Raw genomic sequence first — 16,749 nt, 5'->3', positions numbered from 1 at the left:
AGTCCGGATAAACCTCCGGACTGCCTTTTTGTATGCTGTCTTACGAAATCTCATCATTCTTAAAAGCTACGCCTTCTACCTTAACATTGACTTCAACAATATGAAGTCCGGTCATGCTCTCCACAGCCTCTCGGACGTTCTGCTGAAGCATCCGGCAGACATCATGGATCGGTGTTTCATAAAGCACGATAATGCGTAAATCCACTGCGGCTTCAAGCTGTCCTACTTCAACAGTAACGCCCTTTTGCACGTTTTTACCGCTGAGGCGTTTCGCCCATCCCTCGGACAATCCGCCTGACATGGCTGCAATTCCAGGAGTCTCCAGCGCAGCCAATCCGGCAATCTTCGAGACGACGTCATTGGATATCCGTATATTTCCCATTTCAAGTTGAAGTTGTTCCGCCATGCCATATCCCCCCTACACTCATTATCAATTATTGTAATTCGAAAACAGGCTAAAAAGCAAATGACTTTCTATCACACCCGTTTACACATTGGATCAATTTGGGTATATTGAATTATGAATTCAACCTACATATAGAAACTGGGGTGTGTCTTACTTGAAAAAATGGATTTCTCCAGCGCTGTTGGTAATCACATTTATCCTAAGCGCCATCGGACACTATGCAGACTGGGACCACACTCTGCAGTTCGTATTATCCGCAATTGCCGTCGTATTTGTGGCCGGCTTTCTCGGTAGAGCCACAGAGAGTGTAGCCCACTATGCAGGCCAACGCCTGGGCGGCTTTCTAAATGCCACCTTCGGTAATGCCGCTGAACTTATTATCGCCTTCTTTCTGGTCAAGGAAGGTCTCTTCGACATGGTAAAGGCCAGTCTCACCGGTTCTATCATCGGTAACCTCCTGCTCGTGCTTGGTCTCAGTATTTTTGCCGGCGGGATGAAGTTCAAGGTTCAGAATTTCAATGTTACCCTGGCCGGATTAAACGGCTCGCTGATGATCGTGGCAGTCATTGCCCTGTTTGTTCCTGCTATGTTCTTTAACACCCACTCGATCACTGAGAGAGACACCGATGTTCTAAGTCTTGTCGTCGCAGGTCTGCTCATTGCGGCTTATATGGCCTGGCTGGTCTTCTCGATGATCACGCACAAGAAATACCTGGCTGATGTCACCGTGGACTCGGAGGAAGAGCTGCCAAATGAGCACAAGCCGGCCTGGTCGATGAAAAAGTCGATAATCTATCTGGTATTAGCAACTGTAATGGTCGCTTTTGTCAGTGAATGGCTGGTCGGTACACTGGAGACGTTAACTGAACGCTTTGGCTTTAGCGAGCTGTTCGTCGGCGCATTCCTCGTAGCCATTATCGGTAATGCGGCTGAACACAGTGCTGCAATCATGCTGGCGATGAAGAACAAGATCGGTGCTGCAGTGGAAATCGCTGTCGGCAGCAGCCTGCAGATCGCCTTATTCGTAGCCCCTGTGCTCATCTTCGCCAGCTACTTTATGGGGAATACGATGGATATCGTCTTTACCACCATTGAAATTGTGGCCATCGCCGTATCTGTGTTTATTGCCAAATCAATTATTCAGGACGGTGCGACCAACTGGTATGAAGGACTGCTCCTGCTGGCAGTGTACCTGATCCTCGGTGTTTCCTTCTATCTGGTTTAAGCACGGGTTCTCTTTAACTTTAGCGGTACAACAAAAAACGCACATGAGCGGCCAGCAGGTCCTCATGTGCGTTTTTTATGATCAGCCCGGAAGTTCAGCCTAATTCTCGCGCTCTTCCGCCTCTTTGTTCAGAGCCTCGTACAGCCCAGCCAAATTGCGTTCCAGTTCACTCAATACCTGCTTGCCGGTAAATTCAGGCACCAGACCCGCTCTGACCGCAAAATCAACCTCTCTTGAAAAGCCGTACATCTGGGTATCCAGCACTTCCTCATAGAGAGGGCAGTAACGAGTTGCCAGATTCTCCATCTGCACTTCGATGAGCTTCTGAATTTTATCGGCATCTTCTTGTAGAAGAGTGATGGCTTTAAGGTTAAGCTGTTCCTGCAAATCCGATGAAGTCATGCATTTTCCCCCCCATGTCCAAAAGTTACAGCTCCTACTGCTATTTAGTTTAATATTAGTCGAAATTCGGACCCAATACAAGAATTCAGTTTCAAGTATACTAAAAACGCCCTGCCGTTTAGGGCAGGGCGTCTCAGAATTGAATAGATTACTCGGCAACAACTGTAAAATTCAGACCATGTTTGGCAAAAACTTCGCTCATTGCCTTCTTAGCCTCTTCGGCATCAGTACCATGAACATGAAGTTCGTAACTTTGACTGGAAACCAGAGTAGTAAACAATCCAAGGATACTCTTAACGTCAATGTACTTGTTGTCCGCCTGAAGAACGATAGATGAGTTGAACTGGCTTGCCGTTTGGGCAATATCCACGATTGCCGCATTGTTACTGGACATAGGAATCCCTCCGCAACTTGATTAGAAAAACTTAGTACGCTTGTTCATTTGTAACCAATTCCATGATACATTGAATCCGCTTACTCGCGCAAGGTGTTTTCTGTAAATACACTAAGAACATAAGAACACTCTGCTTGTTATTACATTTTATTTCAGGTTTTCAGGATTCAGACCTGTAAGTTCAGGAATGACAAAAATGCCGTCCTTGCGAATCAGCACATCATCAAAATAGATCTCGCCACCGCCGTATTCCGGACGCTGAATCAGCACAAGATCCCAGTGGATGGAAGAACGGTTGCCGTTATCAGTCACATCATAAGCCTGGCCCGGCGTAAAGTGCAGACTTCCGGCAATTTTCTCATCGAACAAAATATCCTTCATCGGATGCAGGATGTAAGGATTAAAGCCAATGGCAAATTCACCAATATGGCGCGCACCGTCATCGGAATCGAGAATTTCGTTGAGGCGCACAGTATCATTGCTGGTCGCTTCAACAATTTTACCGTTCTCGAATCTGAATTTCACATTCTCAAATGTTATCCCGTTATATAGAGTTGCCGCATTATAGCTGATTGTACCGTTAACCGAATCGCGGACAGGGGCGCTGTACACTTCGCCGTCCGGAATGTTTTTCTGGCCGGAGCATTTCTCTGCGCCGATCCCTTTGATCGAAAAGGTAAGCTCTGTACCCGGTCCTGCGATACGCACCTTATCCGTCTTACGCATAAGATCCGCCAGTGCGTCCTGTGCTTTATCCATTTTGGCGTAATCCAGGTTGCAGACCTCGAAATAAAAGTCCTCAAAAGCTTCTGTAGTGGTATTGGCCAGTTGAGCCATACTTGCATTCGGGTAACGCAGTACAACCCACTTAGTATGCTTAACGCGTTGCTCACTATGTACCGGATGCGAATAAAGGGCGTTATACAGCTTCATGTTTTCTTCCGGCACGTCTGCCAGATCGTTAACATTCTCACCGGCACGGATTCCGATATAGCAATCCATCTGCTTCATCCGGTTCAGATCAATGTCCGCCCAGGCCTTGAGGCCTTCAGGGGTAGCATATTGAAGCATGCTGCGCAGGACAGTACGGTCTGTCAGCTGCACAAAGGGATGACCTCCGGCTTTGCCGACTTCCTCCACCACAGCTTTTATCAAATCTCTTTCGCTGCCGATCATTTCGACGAGCACGTTCTCACCCGGCTGCACGTTTACGGAATAACCTACTAGGTTTGCCGCAAGCTTTTGAATTCTTGGATCTTTCATCTTTCTCTCTTCCTTCCTCTTACAGAAAATAAACATACTGTTCTATTGTAGCACGCCCATTACTTAGCGCAAGGTTTTCCCCTTCAGCAGCCACTCAGTGATACCCGTTGAAATCTACTTTGGTCACATAGGTTTCGACCTCCGCAGGGTCCCCGGAAGCGGGATAACTTACCGTACGGGTCCAAGTTAACCGCTTGGGCAGATTGCGTTTGGTGTCCACCTTCAAGAAATACACAGACGAGATCTCAGCTTGAGCCAGCTTCTGCTGCAGCTCATTCTCCTTTTGTGCCCATAAGCTATTCATAGCTGTAGTAACTTCAGACCGTTGCCCTGCTGCGTCCTGAGCGTTGCCTGCAGCCGGGCGGATAGCCTGCATCTCCCGCTCAAGCTGTGCCTTAAGCTGCCGCTTTGCTTCACCGGGACTCAGTTTAATCCGCAGTACCTTGCTCCCTCTGCCCGAGCCTCTTTCCTCTGTCACCTGCTTCTCTAAATGTTCCAGCTCTTCCAGCTGCCGGAGAGGGTTCAGTGCAGTGAGCGGATTTCCTGCACCGGATTCGGGGGATGAAGTCTGCATTAGCCACTCCCCGTCTTTTTTCTCAAGCCGGGTGTAGTATGCAGGAGCTGCCGAACGGCTCTTCTCCAGCCTATTCAGGCCTTCTTGTGCTGCCGCCTTCGTCACTCCCGGCTCATCAGGCAGCAGTGAATACAGACTGACCTTGTTATGGTCCTCAATCTTGCCTCCATAATAAAGCGCCGGTTCGGAAACGGGCTGTCCGCCGATCAGCAGTGCCGCCGCTCCCTCAAAAGATACCGCGTCGCTGCCATCCATGCCGGCGAGAACCAGGTTCAGCTCCTGCGCAGCCGGTTTGCTGTTTAAGGTCCCGCAGGCGCTGAGAAGCAGCACTAACATTATGAATGAAGCCTTTCTCTTACACCGATAGTTAGGTATATTCATGGCATTCAAGCCTTTCCCGGTCGAGTGATTTACTGCTTCTCCCCTGAACGATCCTTTATAGGTTCTCCTTTCACATTTTGCTTATACTTACTTTCTTCCCCGGGCAAAAAAAAAGAATCCTTGCGGCTTTCGCCTTAAGGATTCTTCACACTGACATCTACATCTTTACATTCGATCACTACCTGATTGCGGCCGTTGTTCTTAGCATCATAAAGTGCCATGTCGGCCCGGTAAAATAGGGATTCTACGCTCACTCTATCATCAGTCCAGCTCCATTCCGCTATTCCGCAGGATACGGTAACACGTGGCTCCGTTTCACCCATCACCCGCTTGCGGATCCGCTCTGCCACAAACACGGCCTGCTGGACTCCCAGCTGCGGCAGATAGACTGCCAGTTCTTCCCCGCCCCATCTTGCAGCGATATCCCCCTGGCGGATGGAAGATTTCACAATTTCACTAACCTGCTTCAGAATCTTATCGCCTTTCTGATGCCCGTAGGTGTCATTGACCATTTTGAACTGATCGATATCGACGACAATCAAGGAGCCGCAGAAGTCTTTGGACTGCCTTTCCTTGATCTCCTCGTCCAGATAATGGCGGGCATATAGCCCGGTCAGGCTGTCCCGGTTCGCCAGGTAACGAACCTCTGCATGCAGACGCGCATTGCCTACGGCAAGTCCGATATGACCGGCCATCGCCTGCAGCAGCCTGAAGCTGTCATAGGAGAAGAACTGCGGTTCACGGTGGGCCAGCATGATCGCTCCGCGCACCTCCCCGCCGACACTCAGCGGAGTAGCGATCAGTGACTGTGAGTGCGTTGCCTGCATAAGCTTGGACGTGGTATCTTCGGCATCTCTATAATTAGACACTATAATGGGCTCACCCGTGGTATAAACCTTCCCCCCAAGTCCATTGCCCGCATCAATAATCTCACCGCGGAGCGGCAGGTAATTGCAGGCAATCGCTTCGAGGCCGCCCTTTTCTTCATTAAGATGCAGGATACAGCAGTAATCCGCGTCGAACATCTCCAACAGCTCTTCAAAGGCATACTGAAAAATATCCCCGAGCCGTAAGCTCTGGTTCAGGCGCTGGGTCAGCTCATTACTCATCCGCAGCTCACGGATCAGCTGATTAGAGCGCTCATACAGCTTGGCGTTCTCAAAAGCAGTCCCCGCAGTATCTGCTACCATAGAAAGAAAGCGAAGATCTACATCGGGAAATGCCGGCCTGTCCAGCACCATATGAAATACACCGTATACTCCCTGCTTACCTCCAAGCGGCAGCCCGATTTCCACAGACCTCTTATCAGGTCCAGCGTGAAGGGCTACACGCCCGTCCTTGAAGGCTTTGGCGCAGACGTCCTCATCACCCCAACGCAACGGAAGCGGCTTGACTTGTGGATGAGTACTGCGGTGATCCTGTGACATGAAGAGATCAAGCCGGGCTCCCGGATACATTGCCGAGATGCTGTCGATGACTTCGGTCAGCACAGCGTTGACATCGATATTGTCATGCATCCGCTGAACGATCTGAAACAGCAATGACCGGCGGCTGCTTTCCCGTTCAGCATGCTGATGCACACCTGCCAGATCAGACACAAAAACATGTTCAAATCTGTGGTAAAAGCAGGTCTGGAAATGCATAGCCATCGCTTCTGCCGTATGCACTCCCCCCTGTTCATATTGCTCTGCCGTCATTGCGCAGCCTAGCAGGGCAAATATTTCTCCGAGACCTCTGGTAAATACGGGAATCGTCAGCAGCACCATCGCCGGTTCAGATGTCCGTTCTTCTGCCGAATAAAGCTTTCCCGAGCGAAGAGAATGTGCCGCCTCCGCTTCCCACTGCGCTTTCCAGCGATCACTCCGTGCTCCGGACCCGTCAATGGCCTCAAGCCACTTCCCTTCGAAACTCAGCACGCACCATTCCCACAACTTTGCGAACGGGGGGACAGCCTGTCCCCGCCATTCTCGGAAGCTCTCTGCAATCAATTCGGCTGCATACGGGAAATCATAGGATACAATATCCGTTTCCTTGAGCCATGCGGCGGGATCATTGAACTCTCCGCTTGATTGCATCGTGTCCTGCAACAGCATACGATTGTCTTTACGACCATATGCTTCCTGTTCCGACATAAAAAGGATCCCCTTTGCATCTCAAATGAGTTTCTTTCCGATAACATCTAATTAGCTATATTTTACTCTCTTTTTTCCTGCAATGCATTATATTTTCCTGAAAACCGGGATTTTTTTTAGGACCAAAGAACTAACGACAAAGATAGACAAAATCTCTTTAAAGATGCGCTTGACATTATATGTTGTTTTCATATAATATTTATTGTTGAACAAGACTGTAAGAAGTCTTACTGGGCGTAACGTTGTGTCACCCTCACGCATTTCGTTACTGCCAGGGCAGCGGCTGAACTTCCCCGGCAGAGTGAAACCAAATACACGCTTTCACGGATACGATTTGCGGCACAAATAGGCCCTAACATGAAATTTCAATTATAAAGGAGTCTACTATATCATGGCACGTTACACCGGACCTAAATTCAAACTCAGCCGCCGTCTGGGCATTTCCCTTAGCGGTACAGGCAAAGACCTGAAACGCCCTTTCCCACCAGGACAGCACGGCGCTAACCAACGCAGAAAAGTAAGTAACTACGGAATGCAGCTTTTGGAAAAACAAAAACTGCGCCACATGTACGGCTTGGGTGAAGAACAGTTTAAAACTCTCTTCACCAAAGCACAAAAGCTCCAAGGTATCGCGGGCGAAAACTTCATGTTCCTGCTCGAAAGCCGTTTGGACAACCTGGTTTACCGTCTTGGTTTTGCTAACTCCCGTGCAGGCGCACGTCAGTTGGTATCCCACGGCCACGTAACCGTTAACGGCAAAAAAGTCGACATCGCTTCTTACCGTGTAAGTGTAGGCGACGTTATCGGACTTCGCGAAAGAAGCCGCTCCATGACTTCGATCAAAGAAGCTTTGGATAACCGTTCCCACCTTCCAGGCTATCTGGAATATGCTGACGGCTCTTTCGAAGGTAAATACATCCGTTTGCCAGAACGTGCCGAGCTGTCCCAAGATATCGATGAAAAGCAAATCGTCGAATTCTACAACCGTTAAGATTTCGCGTTTACGCGAATCAAGCAAAGCCTCCGGTTATCCGGAGGCTTTTTTTGTTATGAAAGAAGCAATTTTGCAAACTTCCGCTTACCTACCTGAACAATATCCCCGTCCTGCGGCTTAATCACCCCGTTCGGGTCCTCTAGCTTCACCCCGTTCAGCTTCACTGATCCCTGCTGGATACTCCGTCTTGCTTCACTGTTAGAGCTTGCAAAACCGAGGAGGGTCAGCAGCTTGACCAGCGTGAGCGTGCCATTCTCCAGTACATCAGCCGAAATAGTGTAAGTTTCAATATCCTCAGGCAGAACACGCTGCTGGAAAACGGTGATGAAATGCTGCTGTGCGGCCTCTGCTGCTGCTATACCATGGTAAATACGTACAAAGGTATAGGCCAGCTGCATTTTGACATCCCTTGGATGTGCTTTTCCGGAAGACAGAGCTTCCTTAAGCGTATCCAGCTCCCCATTGCTGAGGTCCGTAACCATTTCATAGTATCTCAGCATCAGCTCATCCGGAATAGACATTGCTTTCCCGTACATTTCACTCGGCTTTTCATCGATACCGATGTAGTTTCCAAGGCTCTTGCTCATTTTCTTCACTCCGTCTAATCCTTCGAGCAGCGGCATCAGCATAACTACCTGCGGCTCCGCCCCGTATTCCTTCTGCAGGGTGCGTCCCATCAATATATTGAATTTCTGATCCATACCGCCGATCTCAACATCCGTCACGTTCGCCACTGAATCCATCCCCTGCATCAGCGGGTAGAAAAATTCATGAATGCTGATGGCCTGGCCGCCCTGGAAACGTTTGGTGAAGTCGTCACGCTCCATCATCCGGGCTACGGTTACTTTTGCCGATAGATTCACTACCTCTGCAAAAGTCATCGGACTCAGCCAATCCGAGTTGCATAGTATCTGTGTCTTTTCCGGATCAAGGACCTTGTACACCTGCTGCTTATAAGTCATGGCATTACGCTGCACATCTTCTTCACTAAGCTGTTTCCGTGTCTCAGATTTACCTGTGGGGTCGCCGATCCGTCCGGTGAAATCTCCGATGATCAGCTGAATGACATGTCCAAATTCCTGGAATTGGCGCAGCTTATGAAGAACAACCGTATGCCCGATATGAATATCAGGCGCAGAGGGATCTAGCCCCAGCTTTATATTAAGCGGAACCCCTGTCACCACAGACTTTATCAGCTTGCCTCGCAATTCCTCCTGCGGTACAATTTCCATTGCACCACGTGAGACCGCTTCCAGCTGCCTTTCCACTTCCAGCTGCTGCGTGGCAGTCAAGTCTTTCCAATTCATAATTACTCCTCCTTAACAAATCTGTCCATGAATAGTGATTCTTCATTTCCTGTTCAGCAACACAAAAAGAGCCTTTCACTCATCCCACGAAGGGACGAGTCAAAGACTCGCGGTACCACCCTAATTAAAGATCCGCCTCGCCGGGACGCGGGACGTAATCCTTCACTTCATTGCGATAACGGGGTACGCCCCGGTTCCGGACTACTAGGCAAGCACGTTAGCGCCTGATGTTCCTCCGGACAGCTCCAGACTGTAATTCAAAGGGGCCTGCTGCCGGTTCGCACCACCCACCGGCTCTCTGAAACACATGGCTTGCCTTCTACTGATGTCCTTCAATGCTTTTTGAATATCTAATTGAGTAAATTTATACCACAGTTGCTTTTAACAAGTCAACACCCCCGCAAACCGTGTTTCCGGGCAGAAGCGCATTCAAAATCGGCAAATTGTGCTATAATAGTTCCGTTAAAAGGAGGATTATCGTCGATGGTTGAGGAGAACAAGAAGAAGACCGCAAAACAGCGTCCCGCGCGAAGATCCTGGCTCCGCAGGTTCGGTTCAGTCGTAAAGTGGATGTGTATACTCGGCATCCTGGGCATTCTGTTTGCAGGCGGTGCCGTGGCAGGCTATGTCACTTCCATAGTAAAAGATGACCCTGTGCGCTCCGAAGAATTGATTCAGCAGCAAGTCAGCCAGAACGCCATCACCGGCTTTGCTTATCTCCGTGACGGCCAGCCTATCGGTCAGCTTCGCACTGAAGAAGACCGCAGGCTTATTGAGTTTAATGATATTCCACAGCTAGTGATCGATGCCGTTCTCGCTATAGAGGACAATAATTTCTATGACCACAAAGGAGTCGATTTCAGCGGCACTCTGCGTGCCATCAAACAGAAGCTGCTTAATGAATCCGTTCAGACCGGAGGCAGTACACTCACCCAGCAGCTGGCAAGACGTGTATTTTTGAATCTGGACCGCACAGAAGACCGCAAAGTAAAAGAAATCCTGCTGTCTCTGCGGCTGGAGCGTTTTTTGTCCAAACAGGAAATTATTACAGCTTATCTTAACAAGGTTCCCTTTGGGAACGGATCAAACGGTTATAATGTATACGGCATCAAAGCTGCAGCCAAGGGAATCTTTGGGCTCGATGATCTCGACAAGCTGAATATAGCACAAGCCGCATACTTAGCCGGGCTTCCGCAGCTTCCTTCCAAGTATTCTGCTTTTAACGGTGTAGGCGAATTCAACGAAACTGCCTTTGGCCGTGCCATGGACCGCCAGAAGCTAGTCCTGCGCCGGATGCTCGAAGAGAACAAAATCACCACCTCACAATATGATGAAGCGTTACTGTTCGACATCAAAGCATCCCTGGCTCCGCACACGAAGAAAGCGTACGCTACATATCCTTATCTGATGCTGGAAACGGAACGCAAGGCTGCAGAGATACTGCTCTCCATGAATGAAGAGAAGACCGATGCAGCAGATCCCGCCGCTTCTACAGATGACACCGTACTGCTCGAGGAAGCACGCCAGCAGCTTATGACCGGCGGTTACCGTGTATACACTACTATAGACAAAAAAGTATACAGCGCGATGCACAGCATTTCAGAAGACAGCGACAACTTTACCAAGGACAGTAAATCACGAGGCAAGGAACAGACTGCGGGTATGATGATCGATAACAAAACCGGGGCGATTCTCGGGATGATTGAGGGCCGTGACTTCAATATCGAGCAGATGAACTACGCCACGCAGATGGTTCGTCAACCGGGTTCCACCATGAAGCCCATTGCCGCATACCTGCCTGCGCTTGATGCCGGATTAATTCAGCCTGCCAGTATTTTGGACGATGCGCCGATTATTTTGAAGGACGGCACCAAGGGATTCCATATTCCGAAGAATGCCAATAACCGCTATCAGGGGCTCGTTACAGCACGCTATGCGCTCAACAAATCCTTGAACCTTCCTGCCCTCAAACTGTTTAATGACAAGGTAGGAATCGAAGCCTCCTGGGCTTTCACTAAGAAACTGGGGATCACCACCATTCAGGACGATGATTATAATGCGCAAACCGGGGTTATCGGGGGGCTGCGTTACGGGGTGTCCGTAGAGGAATTAACGAATGCCTACTCTTCCATCGGTAACAAAGGCGCTTTTAATGACGCCTATATGATCGAGAAGATCGTAGATTCTCAAGGTAAAATTGTGTATCAGCATAAAGTGAATCCGGAGCAGGTATTCTCCGAACAGACGGCTTATCTTATGACCGACATGCTGCGTACGGTTATTACCGAGGGGACAGCAAGCACGGTAAGAAGCAATTATAAGCACTTCAAAGAAGTGCCGATCGTCGGGAAGACCGGATCTACACAGAACTATGGAGACGTGTGGTTTATGGGCTATACACCTGATGTTACACTGGGTATGTGGGTAGGCTATAAAGAGCAGATCAACACCCTCCAGGGCGATGCCCAAAAACGTCAGGCACAGACGCTCTGGACTAAGGTAATGAACAAGGTGATCGAGAAACAGCCTGATTTGTTCGTAACCAAAGCGTTCACTAAGCCTGAGGGTATCGTTAAGAAGACAGTCTCCGCATACAGCGGCAAGCTGCCGACGGACCTGACAGACAAATTCACAACAGACCTGTTCAATACCAAATTTGTGCCTAAAGATGGCGATGACGGTATCTCCAAAGCTAAATATATAACATATGGCGGCGTGAACTATCTGCCTTTGGAAGGCACACCGGAGGATTTCCTGAAGGAGAAAATCGTCGTCAAGCGTGAGAAGCCGATTCAGGATCTGGTCAAAGAACTGCTGGCTGCTTTCCCGGCTATGAAGGAGCATGAACCGCTGGAATACTATATGCCGGAGGATGCCAAGACCGACTTTCCAACCGAAGTAGACCCGCGTGTGGATGACGGAAGCGCACCTGCGGCTCCAGGCGGAGTTAACGTCTCCTACAGCTCCGGTAAAGCCGTTATAACCTTTACCCCAAGCAGCTCATCCGACGTTGTAGGCTACCGGTTGTATCGCTCCTTAAACGGAGGTACCTTCAAGAAGCAGGCGGTCATTTCCGCCGGTGAAAATACCGTCTTCTCGCCTGGTACACCTGAGACCGTAAATGCTACCTTCTACGTGACAGCAGTAGATGTAGCTGGCCATGAGACAGCATCAGGCAGCGTAGCTGGCGGTGCGACTCCGACACCGGAGGTAACGCCGACACCAGAGGTGCTGCCGGGAACCGATCCGACTCCTGATGGAGGCGCGGCACCCGAAGGAACCGAAGATCCCGGAATGATTATTGTGGATCCAGGCAGCTCGGATGTCCCAACTGGCAGTGGTAATAATGCCGCTGGTGGTAGCAGCAACGCTGCCGGCGGGGGTAACGACGCTGCCGGTGGAGGCAATAACGCTGCCGGCGGAGGCAATAATGCTGCTGCCGGAGGTAAGGGTGCGGGGAAAACAAAGTAACCGCTCCAGCCCGGCCTTTCAGAACGCAAAAACACCGATTCCTCGCGAAAGTGCGGGAATCGGTGTTTTTTTGTGTTTGTGCTGCTTAAGCACGCCTAATCCTCGATTGTCGACAGGTCTCCAGCCGGAAGATGAAGCTCCCAGGCCTTTAACACCCGGCGCATGATTTTGCCCGAGCGGGTTTTCGGCAGCTTATCCTTGAATTCAATCTCCCGGGGGGCCGCATGTGCAGATAACCCCGCTTTGACAAAGGCAGCGATCTCATCCTTAAGCTCCAGCGAGGGCAGGTAGCCTTCCCGCAAAGAGATGAATGCTTTGATGATCTCTCCCCTCAGCACATCCGGTTTACCGATGACTCCCGCCTCCGCCACTGCCGGATGCTCTATCAGCTTGCTTTCCACCTCGAAGGGGCCAATCCGCTCACCGGATGAATTGATAACATCATCGATCCGCCCCTGAAACCAGAAATATCCCTCATCGTCCATATAAGCCGAGTCCCCGGAGATGTACCAGCCGGGAATGCGGAAATATTCGTCGTATTTAGCTTTATTATTCCAGATGGTACCCATCATAGAAGGCCAAGGGGTCCGTATCGCCAAGTTCCCCATCGAATAGGGGGGCAGCTCGTTGCCCCGGTCATCCAGAATCGCCGCTTCAATACCTGGCAGCGGACGTCCCATGGAGCCTGGCTTAATGTCCATTCCCGGGTAATTGCAGATCAGCTGTGCGCCTGTTTCGGTCATCCACCATGTGTCATGAATGCGCTGGTTATAAATCTTATCCCCCCAGCGGACAACCTCTGGATTAAGCGGCTCCCCGACAGACAGCACATGACGCAGACTGCTCAGATCAATCCCCTGCAGGCTGCTGAGACCTGCTCCCATCAGCATCCGGAAAGCTGTAGGTGCACTGTACCATACCGTAACCGCGAAACGTTCTATCGTCTTATACCAGTCCTGAGGGCTGAAGCGCCCGCCCCGGACTACGTTGGCAACCCCATTTAGCCAAGGTGCAAAAATCCCATACGAGGTTCCTGTAACCCACCCCGGGTCTGCGGTACACCAATACACATCATCCGGACGTAAATCGAGTACGATCTTACCTGTATAATAATGCTGAATCATTGCCCTCTGCACATGGTAGACCCCTTTAGGTTTCCCGGTTGAGCCCGAGGTATAGTGCATAATAAGTCCATCTTCCAAGGTTAGCCATTCCGGCTCCATTTCGGCCGAAGCAGCGGCTGTCTCCTCTTCGTAGCTAAGAATACCCTGTTCCGCATCAGCCTTCGCACCGACAACAATAATATGCCGCAGTTCTGGAAGCTCCTCATGCCTGACCCGCTTCAGCAGCTCCGGGGTAGTGACCAATGCCACCGCTCCGCTGTCCTCCAGCCGGTCCTTCACAGCCGTTTCCATAAAAGCTTCAAACAGCGGTCCGACCACTGCACCAACCTTTAGGATGCCAAGCAGACTAAAGTACAGCTCCGGGCTCCGCGGCATAAAGATAAATACCCGGTCACCTTTGCCTATACCGTATTTACGCAGAACATTCCCAAAGCGGTTGGAGCGTTCCTGCAGATCAGCGAAAGTGTACCTTTCCTCTCTTGCTGAATCGCTGTAGATTAGCGCTGTTGCCTCACCACGCCCCTCTGCTACATGGCGGTCTATGGCTTCATGGGCCATATTCACTTTGCCCGTATGAAACCAGGAGAATTCCTTCTCTACATCCTCCCACCGGAATTCGCTGACTGCCCGGGTATAATCTGTCATGTTCGCATTTTGTACACGGCCCGGTAAAATTTCACTATGGACTTGCCCCATTACTCTTGCCTCCCCTACTAGATTGAATTAAGCTTTAAGGGCGAGATTCTTAGTTCATGAAAACTGTCAATGTACTAAATGTGAAATATTTATGTCGGAATCAGTATAACATAGGAAACGGTTACATTCCATAAATTAGTTGTTCGAGAGGAGCCCATTCATGGAGCACCGCAAGATACCCGTCTCACATGTATACGTATATCACAACAAAGAAATTATAATTAGCGGTCCAACGTCCCCTGTAGTCCTGCAAAGCCTTGACATCCATCGCGATCTGGATGCCTTCCGCAAGCCGCAGGAACAGCTGGAGGCACTGATTGAAATTTCGGGACTACCCGAGGGCCGGGTTATTACCGCAGTTACAGATAACATGCTGATAGGCTATGTAACCTTTCATTATCCCGATGAGCTGGAGCTGTGGTCACAGGGGGGAATGCCTGACTTGATTGAATTGGGAGCTATAGAGGTAGCAGATGCTTATAGGGGAGGCGGGCTTGGCAAACTGCTGATTGCCACAGCATTTGAGCGGGAGCAGCTGGAGAATTGTATTGTTTTCACTACAGAATACTATTGGCATTGGGACCTGAAGGGCAGCGGGCTGGATGTATGGGCATACCGTAAAATGATGGAAAACCTCATGAAAACTGTTGATATGGTTTGGTATGCCACCGATGATCCGGAAATCTGCTCGCATCCGGCCAACTGCCTGATGGTCCGGATTGGAAATGAAGTGCCGATGTCTTCTCAAGAGACTTTTGACAGAGTGCGCTTCAGGCAGCGTTTTATGTACTAAATAGCGGGTGAGTACCGTTATAATGCTTTTAACATATATTCAAGAATGGCATGGGAACGCCGGGAGGCTAATACCGTGAACTCATGGTAATTCACATGAGCCGAGCCGTCAGCCTTATCTGACATGGAACGGATAATAACAAACGGTGCAGCATTCATGGTGCAGACCTGTGCAACAGCCGCCCCTTCCATCTCGGCACAAGCGCCGTTCAGCTGTTCTCGCAGATTAGCAACCACTGTACTGCTGGCAATAAATTGATCGCCGGACAGCACAATTCCTGTGATGGCATGCTGCTTCAGCTCAGAGCAGGCCTGCTCAGCCAATTTTACTAAAGCCTCATCTGCAGTGAAGGTTGATACCTCCTGATAAGGGATTACCCCTTTGGGATAACCTAGGGCTGTTACATCCATATCATGCTGGATACAATGGGATGAGATTACGATATCTCCAATATTAAGGCCAGGATGAACAGCCCCCGCCACACCGGTAAACAACACCTTGGATACACCATAGGTATCGAGCAGAATTTGCGTAGTCACCGCTGCGTTTACTTTGCCTACTCCCGACTTGCAGAGAACAGCAGGCTTGCCGAAGATGGCTCCCGAATAATATTTGATACCGGCTTTAACGGTGGTCTGCCTGTTCTCCATACTATTCAGCAGCAGTTCAATCTCCTCATCCATCGCGCCAATTAAACCGATTAACTCACTCAATATGTATCCCTCCGTCAATTCCCCACCAAGCGGGGAGGCTGAAACTTTTCACTTCTTCAACAATAAAAACGCCCCCGAAGGAGCTTTCTATGAACCTATAATCTTATTTGTTTACATGATTGACAGACAAGCGGAGAATGGTCTCATGCGGCAGAATAACCCGCGGATTCTCAACCGTCTCCTTCTTCATCAGCTTCGTCAATAGCCGCATAGCTACCGCACCCAAGTCGTACATAGGTTGTGCTACAGTAGTCAACAGCGGACGAACCATCGAAGCCATACGGATGTTGTCTACGCTGATGATCGAGAAATCATCCGGAACTTTCAGACCTTCATCCTGAATACTGTGGATTGCGCCAATAGCCATTTCATCCGTTGCGGCGAATACAGCTGTCGGTTTCTTCTTGAGGCCAAGGAAATACTTCATCGCTTCGACACCGGATTCGTAACGGTAGTTACCGATACGCACCAGGTCTTCCTGGTACTCGATTCCTGCCGCTTCCAGTGCTTTCTTGTAGCCTTGGAACCGGGCATAGCCGTTTGCAGGATCCTGCAGCGTTCCGCTGATCATAGCAATCTCACGGTGTCCGTGGCGGATTAGCGTGTTCACAGCATCAAAAGCCGCATTCTCATGGTCGATATCAACCGACGGGTAAGTCCCCTTCTCATCACGCGTTGCGCAAAGCACGATTGGAACTGCAGAGGTCTGGAAAGCCTGGATATGTTCTTCAGTTACCGTTCCGCCCATGAAGAGCAGCCCGTCCACTTGTTTCTCCAGAAGTGTATTAATTACACGGATTTCCTTCTCTTTGCGTTTATCGGCATTACACAAAATAATATTGTAATGATACATATTGGCAATATCTTCAATCCC

General features: G+C 49.8%; 14 protein-coding genes and 1 other annotated feature. Of the genes, 4 read left to right on the top strand and 10 right to left on the bottom strand.

Annotated features, from left to right (window positions below; genetic code table 11):
• Nucleotides 1-40: 40 nt before the first annotated feature.
• Nucleotides 41-406: an Asp23/Gls24 family envelope stress response protein gene (locus AQR02_RS08615; RefSeq protein ID WP_054940216.1), complete on the bottom strand. Its 366-nt coding sequence runs from the start codon at nt 404-406 to the stop codon at nt 41-43.
• A gap of 154 nt (nt 407-560) precedes the next feature.
• On the opposite strand from AQR02_RS08615, the gene cax reads away from it, so the two are divergent.
• The gene (cax, locus tag AQR02_RS08610) at nt 561-1,631 is read left to right on the top strand and encodes a calcium/proton exchanger (protein ID WP_054940215.1); all 1,071 of its coding nucleotides are present in this window, start codon (nt 561-563) and stop codon (nt 1,629-1,631) included.
• A 99-nt stretch (nt 1,632-1,730) separates the two neighbouring features.
• Here cax and AQR02_RS08605 read toward each other — a convergent pair whose 3' ends face one another.
• The 5 genes from AQR02_RS08605 to AQR02_RS08585 form a co-directional block, all read right to left on the bottom strand.
• The gene (locus tag AQR02_RS08605) at nt 1,731-2,033 is read right to left on the bottom strand and encodes an Fpa/YlaN family protein (RefSeq protein WP_054940214.1); all 303 of its coding nucleotides are present in this window, start codon (nt 2,031-2,033) and stop codon (nt 1,731-1,733) included.
• 148 nt (nt 2,034-2,181) lie between these two features.
• Nucleotides 2,182-2,427, bottom strand: coding sequence for an HPr family phosphocarrier protein (locus AQR02_RS08600; RefSeq protein WP_038590490.1), 246 nt, complete (start codon nt 2,425-2,427; stop codon nt 2,182-2,184).
• 147 nt (nt 2,428-2,574) lie between these two features.
• A complete protein-coding gene (locus AQR02_RS08595; RefSeq protein ID WP_054940213.1) occupies nt 2,575-3,690 on the bottom strand; it encodes an aminopeptidase in 1,116 nt (371 codons plus the stop codon).
• Between the two features lie 94 nt (nt 3,691-3,784).
• The gene (locus tag AQR02_RS08590; RefSeq protein WP_054940212.1) at nt 3,785-4,600 is read right to left on the bottom strand and encodes a hypothetical protein; all 816 of its coding nucleotides are present in this window, start codon (nt 4,598-4,600) and stop codon (nt 3,785-3,787) included.
• Nucleotides 4,601-4,779: 179 nt separating this feature from the next.
• The gene (locus AQR02_RS08585; protein WP_054940211.1) at nt 4,780-6,777 is read right to left on the bottom strand and encodes a GGDEF domain-containing protein; all 1,998 of its coding nucleotides are present in this window, start codon (nt 6,775-6,777) and stop codon (nt 4,780-4,782) included.
• Between the two features lie 391 nt (nt 6,778-7,168).
• Between AQR02_RS08585 and rpsD the strand changes: the two genes are divergently transcribed.
• Nucleotides 7,169-7,768: a 30S ribosomal protein S4 gene (gene rpsD / locus AQR02_RS08580; RefSeq protein ID WP_054940210.1), complete on the top strand. Its 600-nt coding sequence runs from the start codon at nt 7,169-7,171 to the stop codon at nt 7,766-7,768.
• Nucleotides 7,769-7,824: 56 nt separating this feature from the next.
• On the opposite strand, the gene tyrS is transcribed toward rpsD, so the two are convergent.
• Entirely contained in the window at nt 7,825-9,078 is a 1,254-nt protein-coding gene (tyrS, locus tag AQR02_RS08575; RefSeq protein WP_054940209.1) for a tyrosine--tRNA ligase, read from the bottom strand.
• A gap of 87 nt (nt 9,079-9,165) precedes the next feature.
• Nucleotides 9,166-9,423 (bottom strand) — a binding site (T-box leader).
• A gap of 138 nt (nt 9,424-9,561) precedes the next feature.
• On the opposite strand from tyrS, the gene AQR02_RS08570 reads away from it, so the two are divergent.
• A complete protein-coding gene (locus AQR02_RS08570; RefSeq protein ID WP_054940208.1) occupies nt 9,562-12,549 on the top strand; it encodes a transglycosylase domain-containing protein in 2,988 nt (995 codons plus the stop codon).
• 95 nt (nt 12,550-12,644) lie between these two features.
• Here the strand turns inward: AQR02_RS08570 and acsA are convergent, their stop codons facing one another.
• Nucleotides 12,645-14,369: an acetate--CoA ligase gene (acsA, locus tag AQR02_RS08565; RefSeq protein ID WP_054940207.1), complete on the bottom strand. Its 1,725-nt coding sequence runs from the start codon at nt 14,367-14,369 to the stop codon at nt 12,645-12,647.
• 160 nt (nt 14,370-14,529) lie between these two features.
• Between acsA and AQR02_RS08560 the strand changes: the two genes are divergently transcribed.
• Nucleotides 14,530-15,162, top strand: a complete 633-nt coding sequence (locus AQR02_RS08560; RefSeq protein ID WP_054940206.1) for a GNAT family N-acetyltransferase — start codon at nt 14,530-14,532, stop codon at nt 15,160-15,162.
• A 17-nt stretch (nt 15,163-15,179) separates the two neighbouring features.
• Here the strand turns inward: AQR02_RS08560 and AQR02_RS08555 are convergent, their stop codons facing one another.
• Together AQR02_RS08555 and AQR02_RS08550 are read right to left on the bottom strand one after the other, a co-directional pair.
• Entirely contained in the window at nt 15,180-15,875 is a 696-nt protein-coding gene (locus AQR02_RS08555) for a 5'-methylthioadenosine/adenosylhomocysteine nucleosidase (protein WP_108721987.1), read from the bottom strand.
• 103 nt (nt 15,876-15,978) lie between these two features.
• A partial coding sequence (locus AQR02_RS08550) for a substrate-binding domain-containing protein (protein ID WP_245237234.1) occupies nt 15,979-16,749 on the bottom strand: 771 nt, incomplete at its 5' end.

The organism is Paenibacillus ihuae, from assembly GCF_001368795.1.
GTDB lineage: Bacteria > Bacillota > Bacilli > Paenibacillales > Paenibacillaceae > Paenibacillus_AQ > Paenibacillus_AQ ihuae.
This window is presented reverse-complemented; position numbering and strand designations above follow the sequence as displayed.

Bases quoted from the DNA above. Each gene is read 5' to 3' on its own strand.
- AQR02_RS08600 (WP_038590490.1), bottom strand. From the start codon at position 2,427: ATGTCCAGTAACAATGCGGCAATCGTGGATATTGCCCAAACGGCAAGC.
- AQR02_RS08560 (WP_054940206.1), top strand. From the start codon at position 14,530: ATGGAGCACCGCAAGATACCCGTCTCACATGTATACGTATATCACAAC.
- AQR02_RS08595 (WP_054940213.1), bottom strand. From the start codon at position 3,690: ATGAAAGATCCAAGAATTCAAAAGCTTGCGGCAAACCTAGTAGGTTAT.
- rpsD (WP_054940210.1), top strand. From the start codon at position 7,169: ATGGCACGTTACACCGGACCTAAATTCAAACTCAGCCGCCGTCTGGGC.
- AQR02_RS08615 (WP_054940216.1), bottom strand. From the start codon at position 406: ATGGCGGAACAACTTCAACTTGAAATGGGAAATATACGGATATCCAAT.
- AQR02_RS08585 (WP_054940211.1), bottom strand. From the start codon at position 6,777: ATGTCGGAACAGGAAGCATATGGTCGTAAAGACAATCGTATGCTGTTG.
- acsA (WP_054940207.1), bottom strand. From the start codon at position 14,369: ATGGGGCAAGTCCATAGTGAAATTTTACCGGGCCGTGTACAAAATGCG.
- AQR02_RS08605 (WP_054940214.1), bottom strand. From the start codon at position 2,033: ATGACTTCATCGGATTTGCAGGAACAGCTTAACCTTAAAGCCATCACT.
- AQR02_RS08570 (WP_054940208.1), top strand. From the start codon at position 9,562: ATGGTTGAGGAGAACAAGAAGAAGACCGCAAAACAGCGTCCCGCGCGA.
- AQR02_RS08590 (WP_054940212.1), bottom strand. From the start codon at position 4,600: ATGTTAGTGCTGCTTCTCAGCGCCTGCGGGACCTTAAACAGCAAACCG.
- tyrS (WP_054940209.1), bottom strand. From the start codon at position 9,078: ATGAATTGGAAAGACTTGACTGCCACGCAGCAGCTGGAAGTGGAAAGG.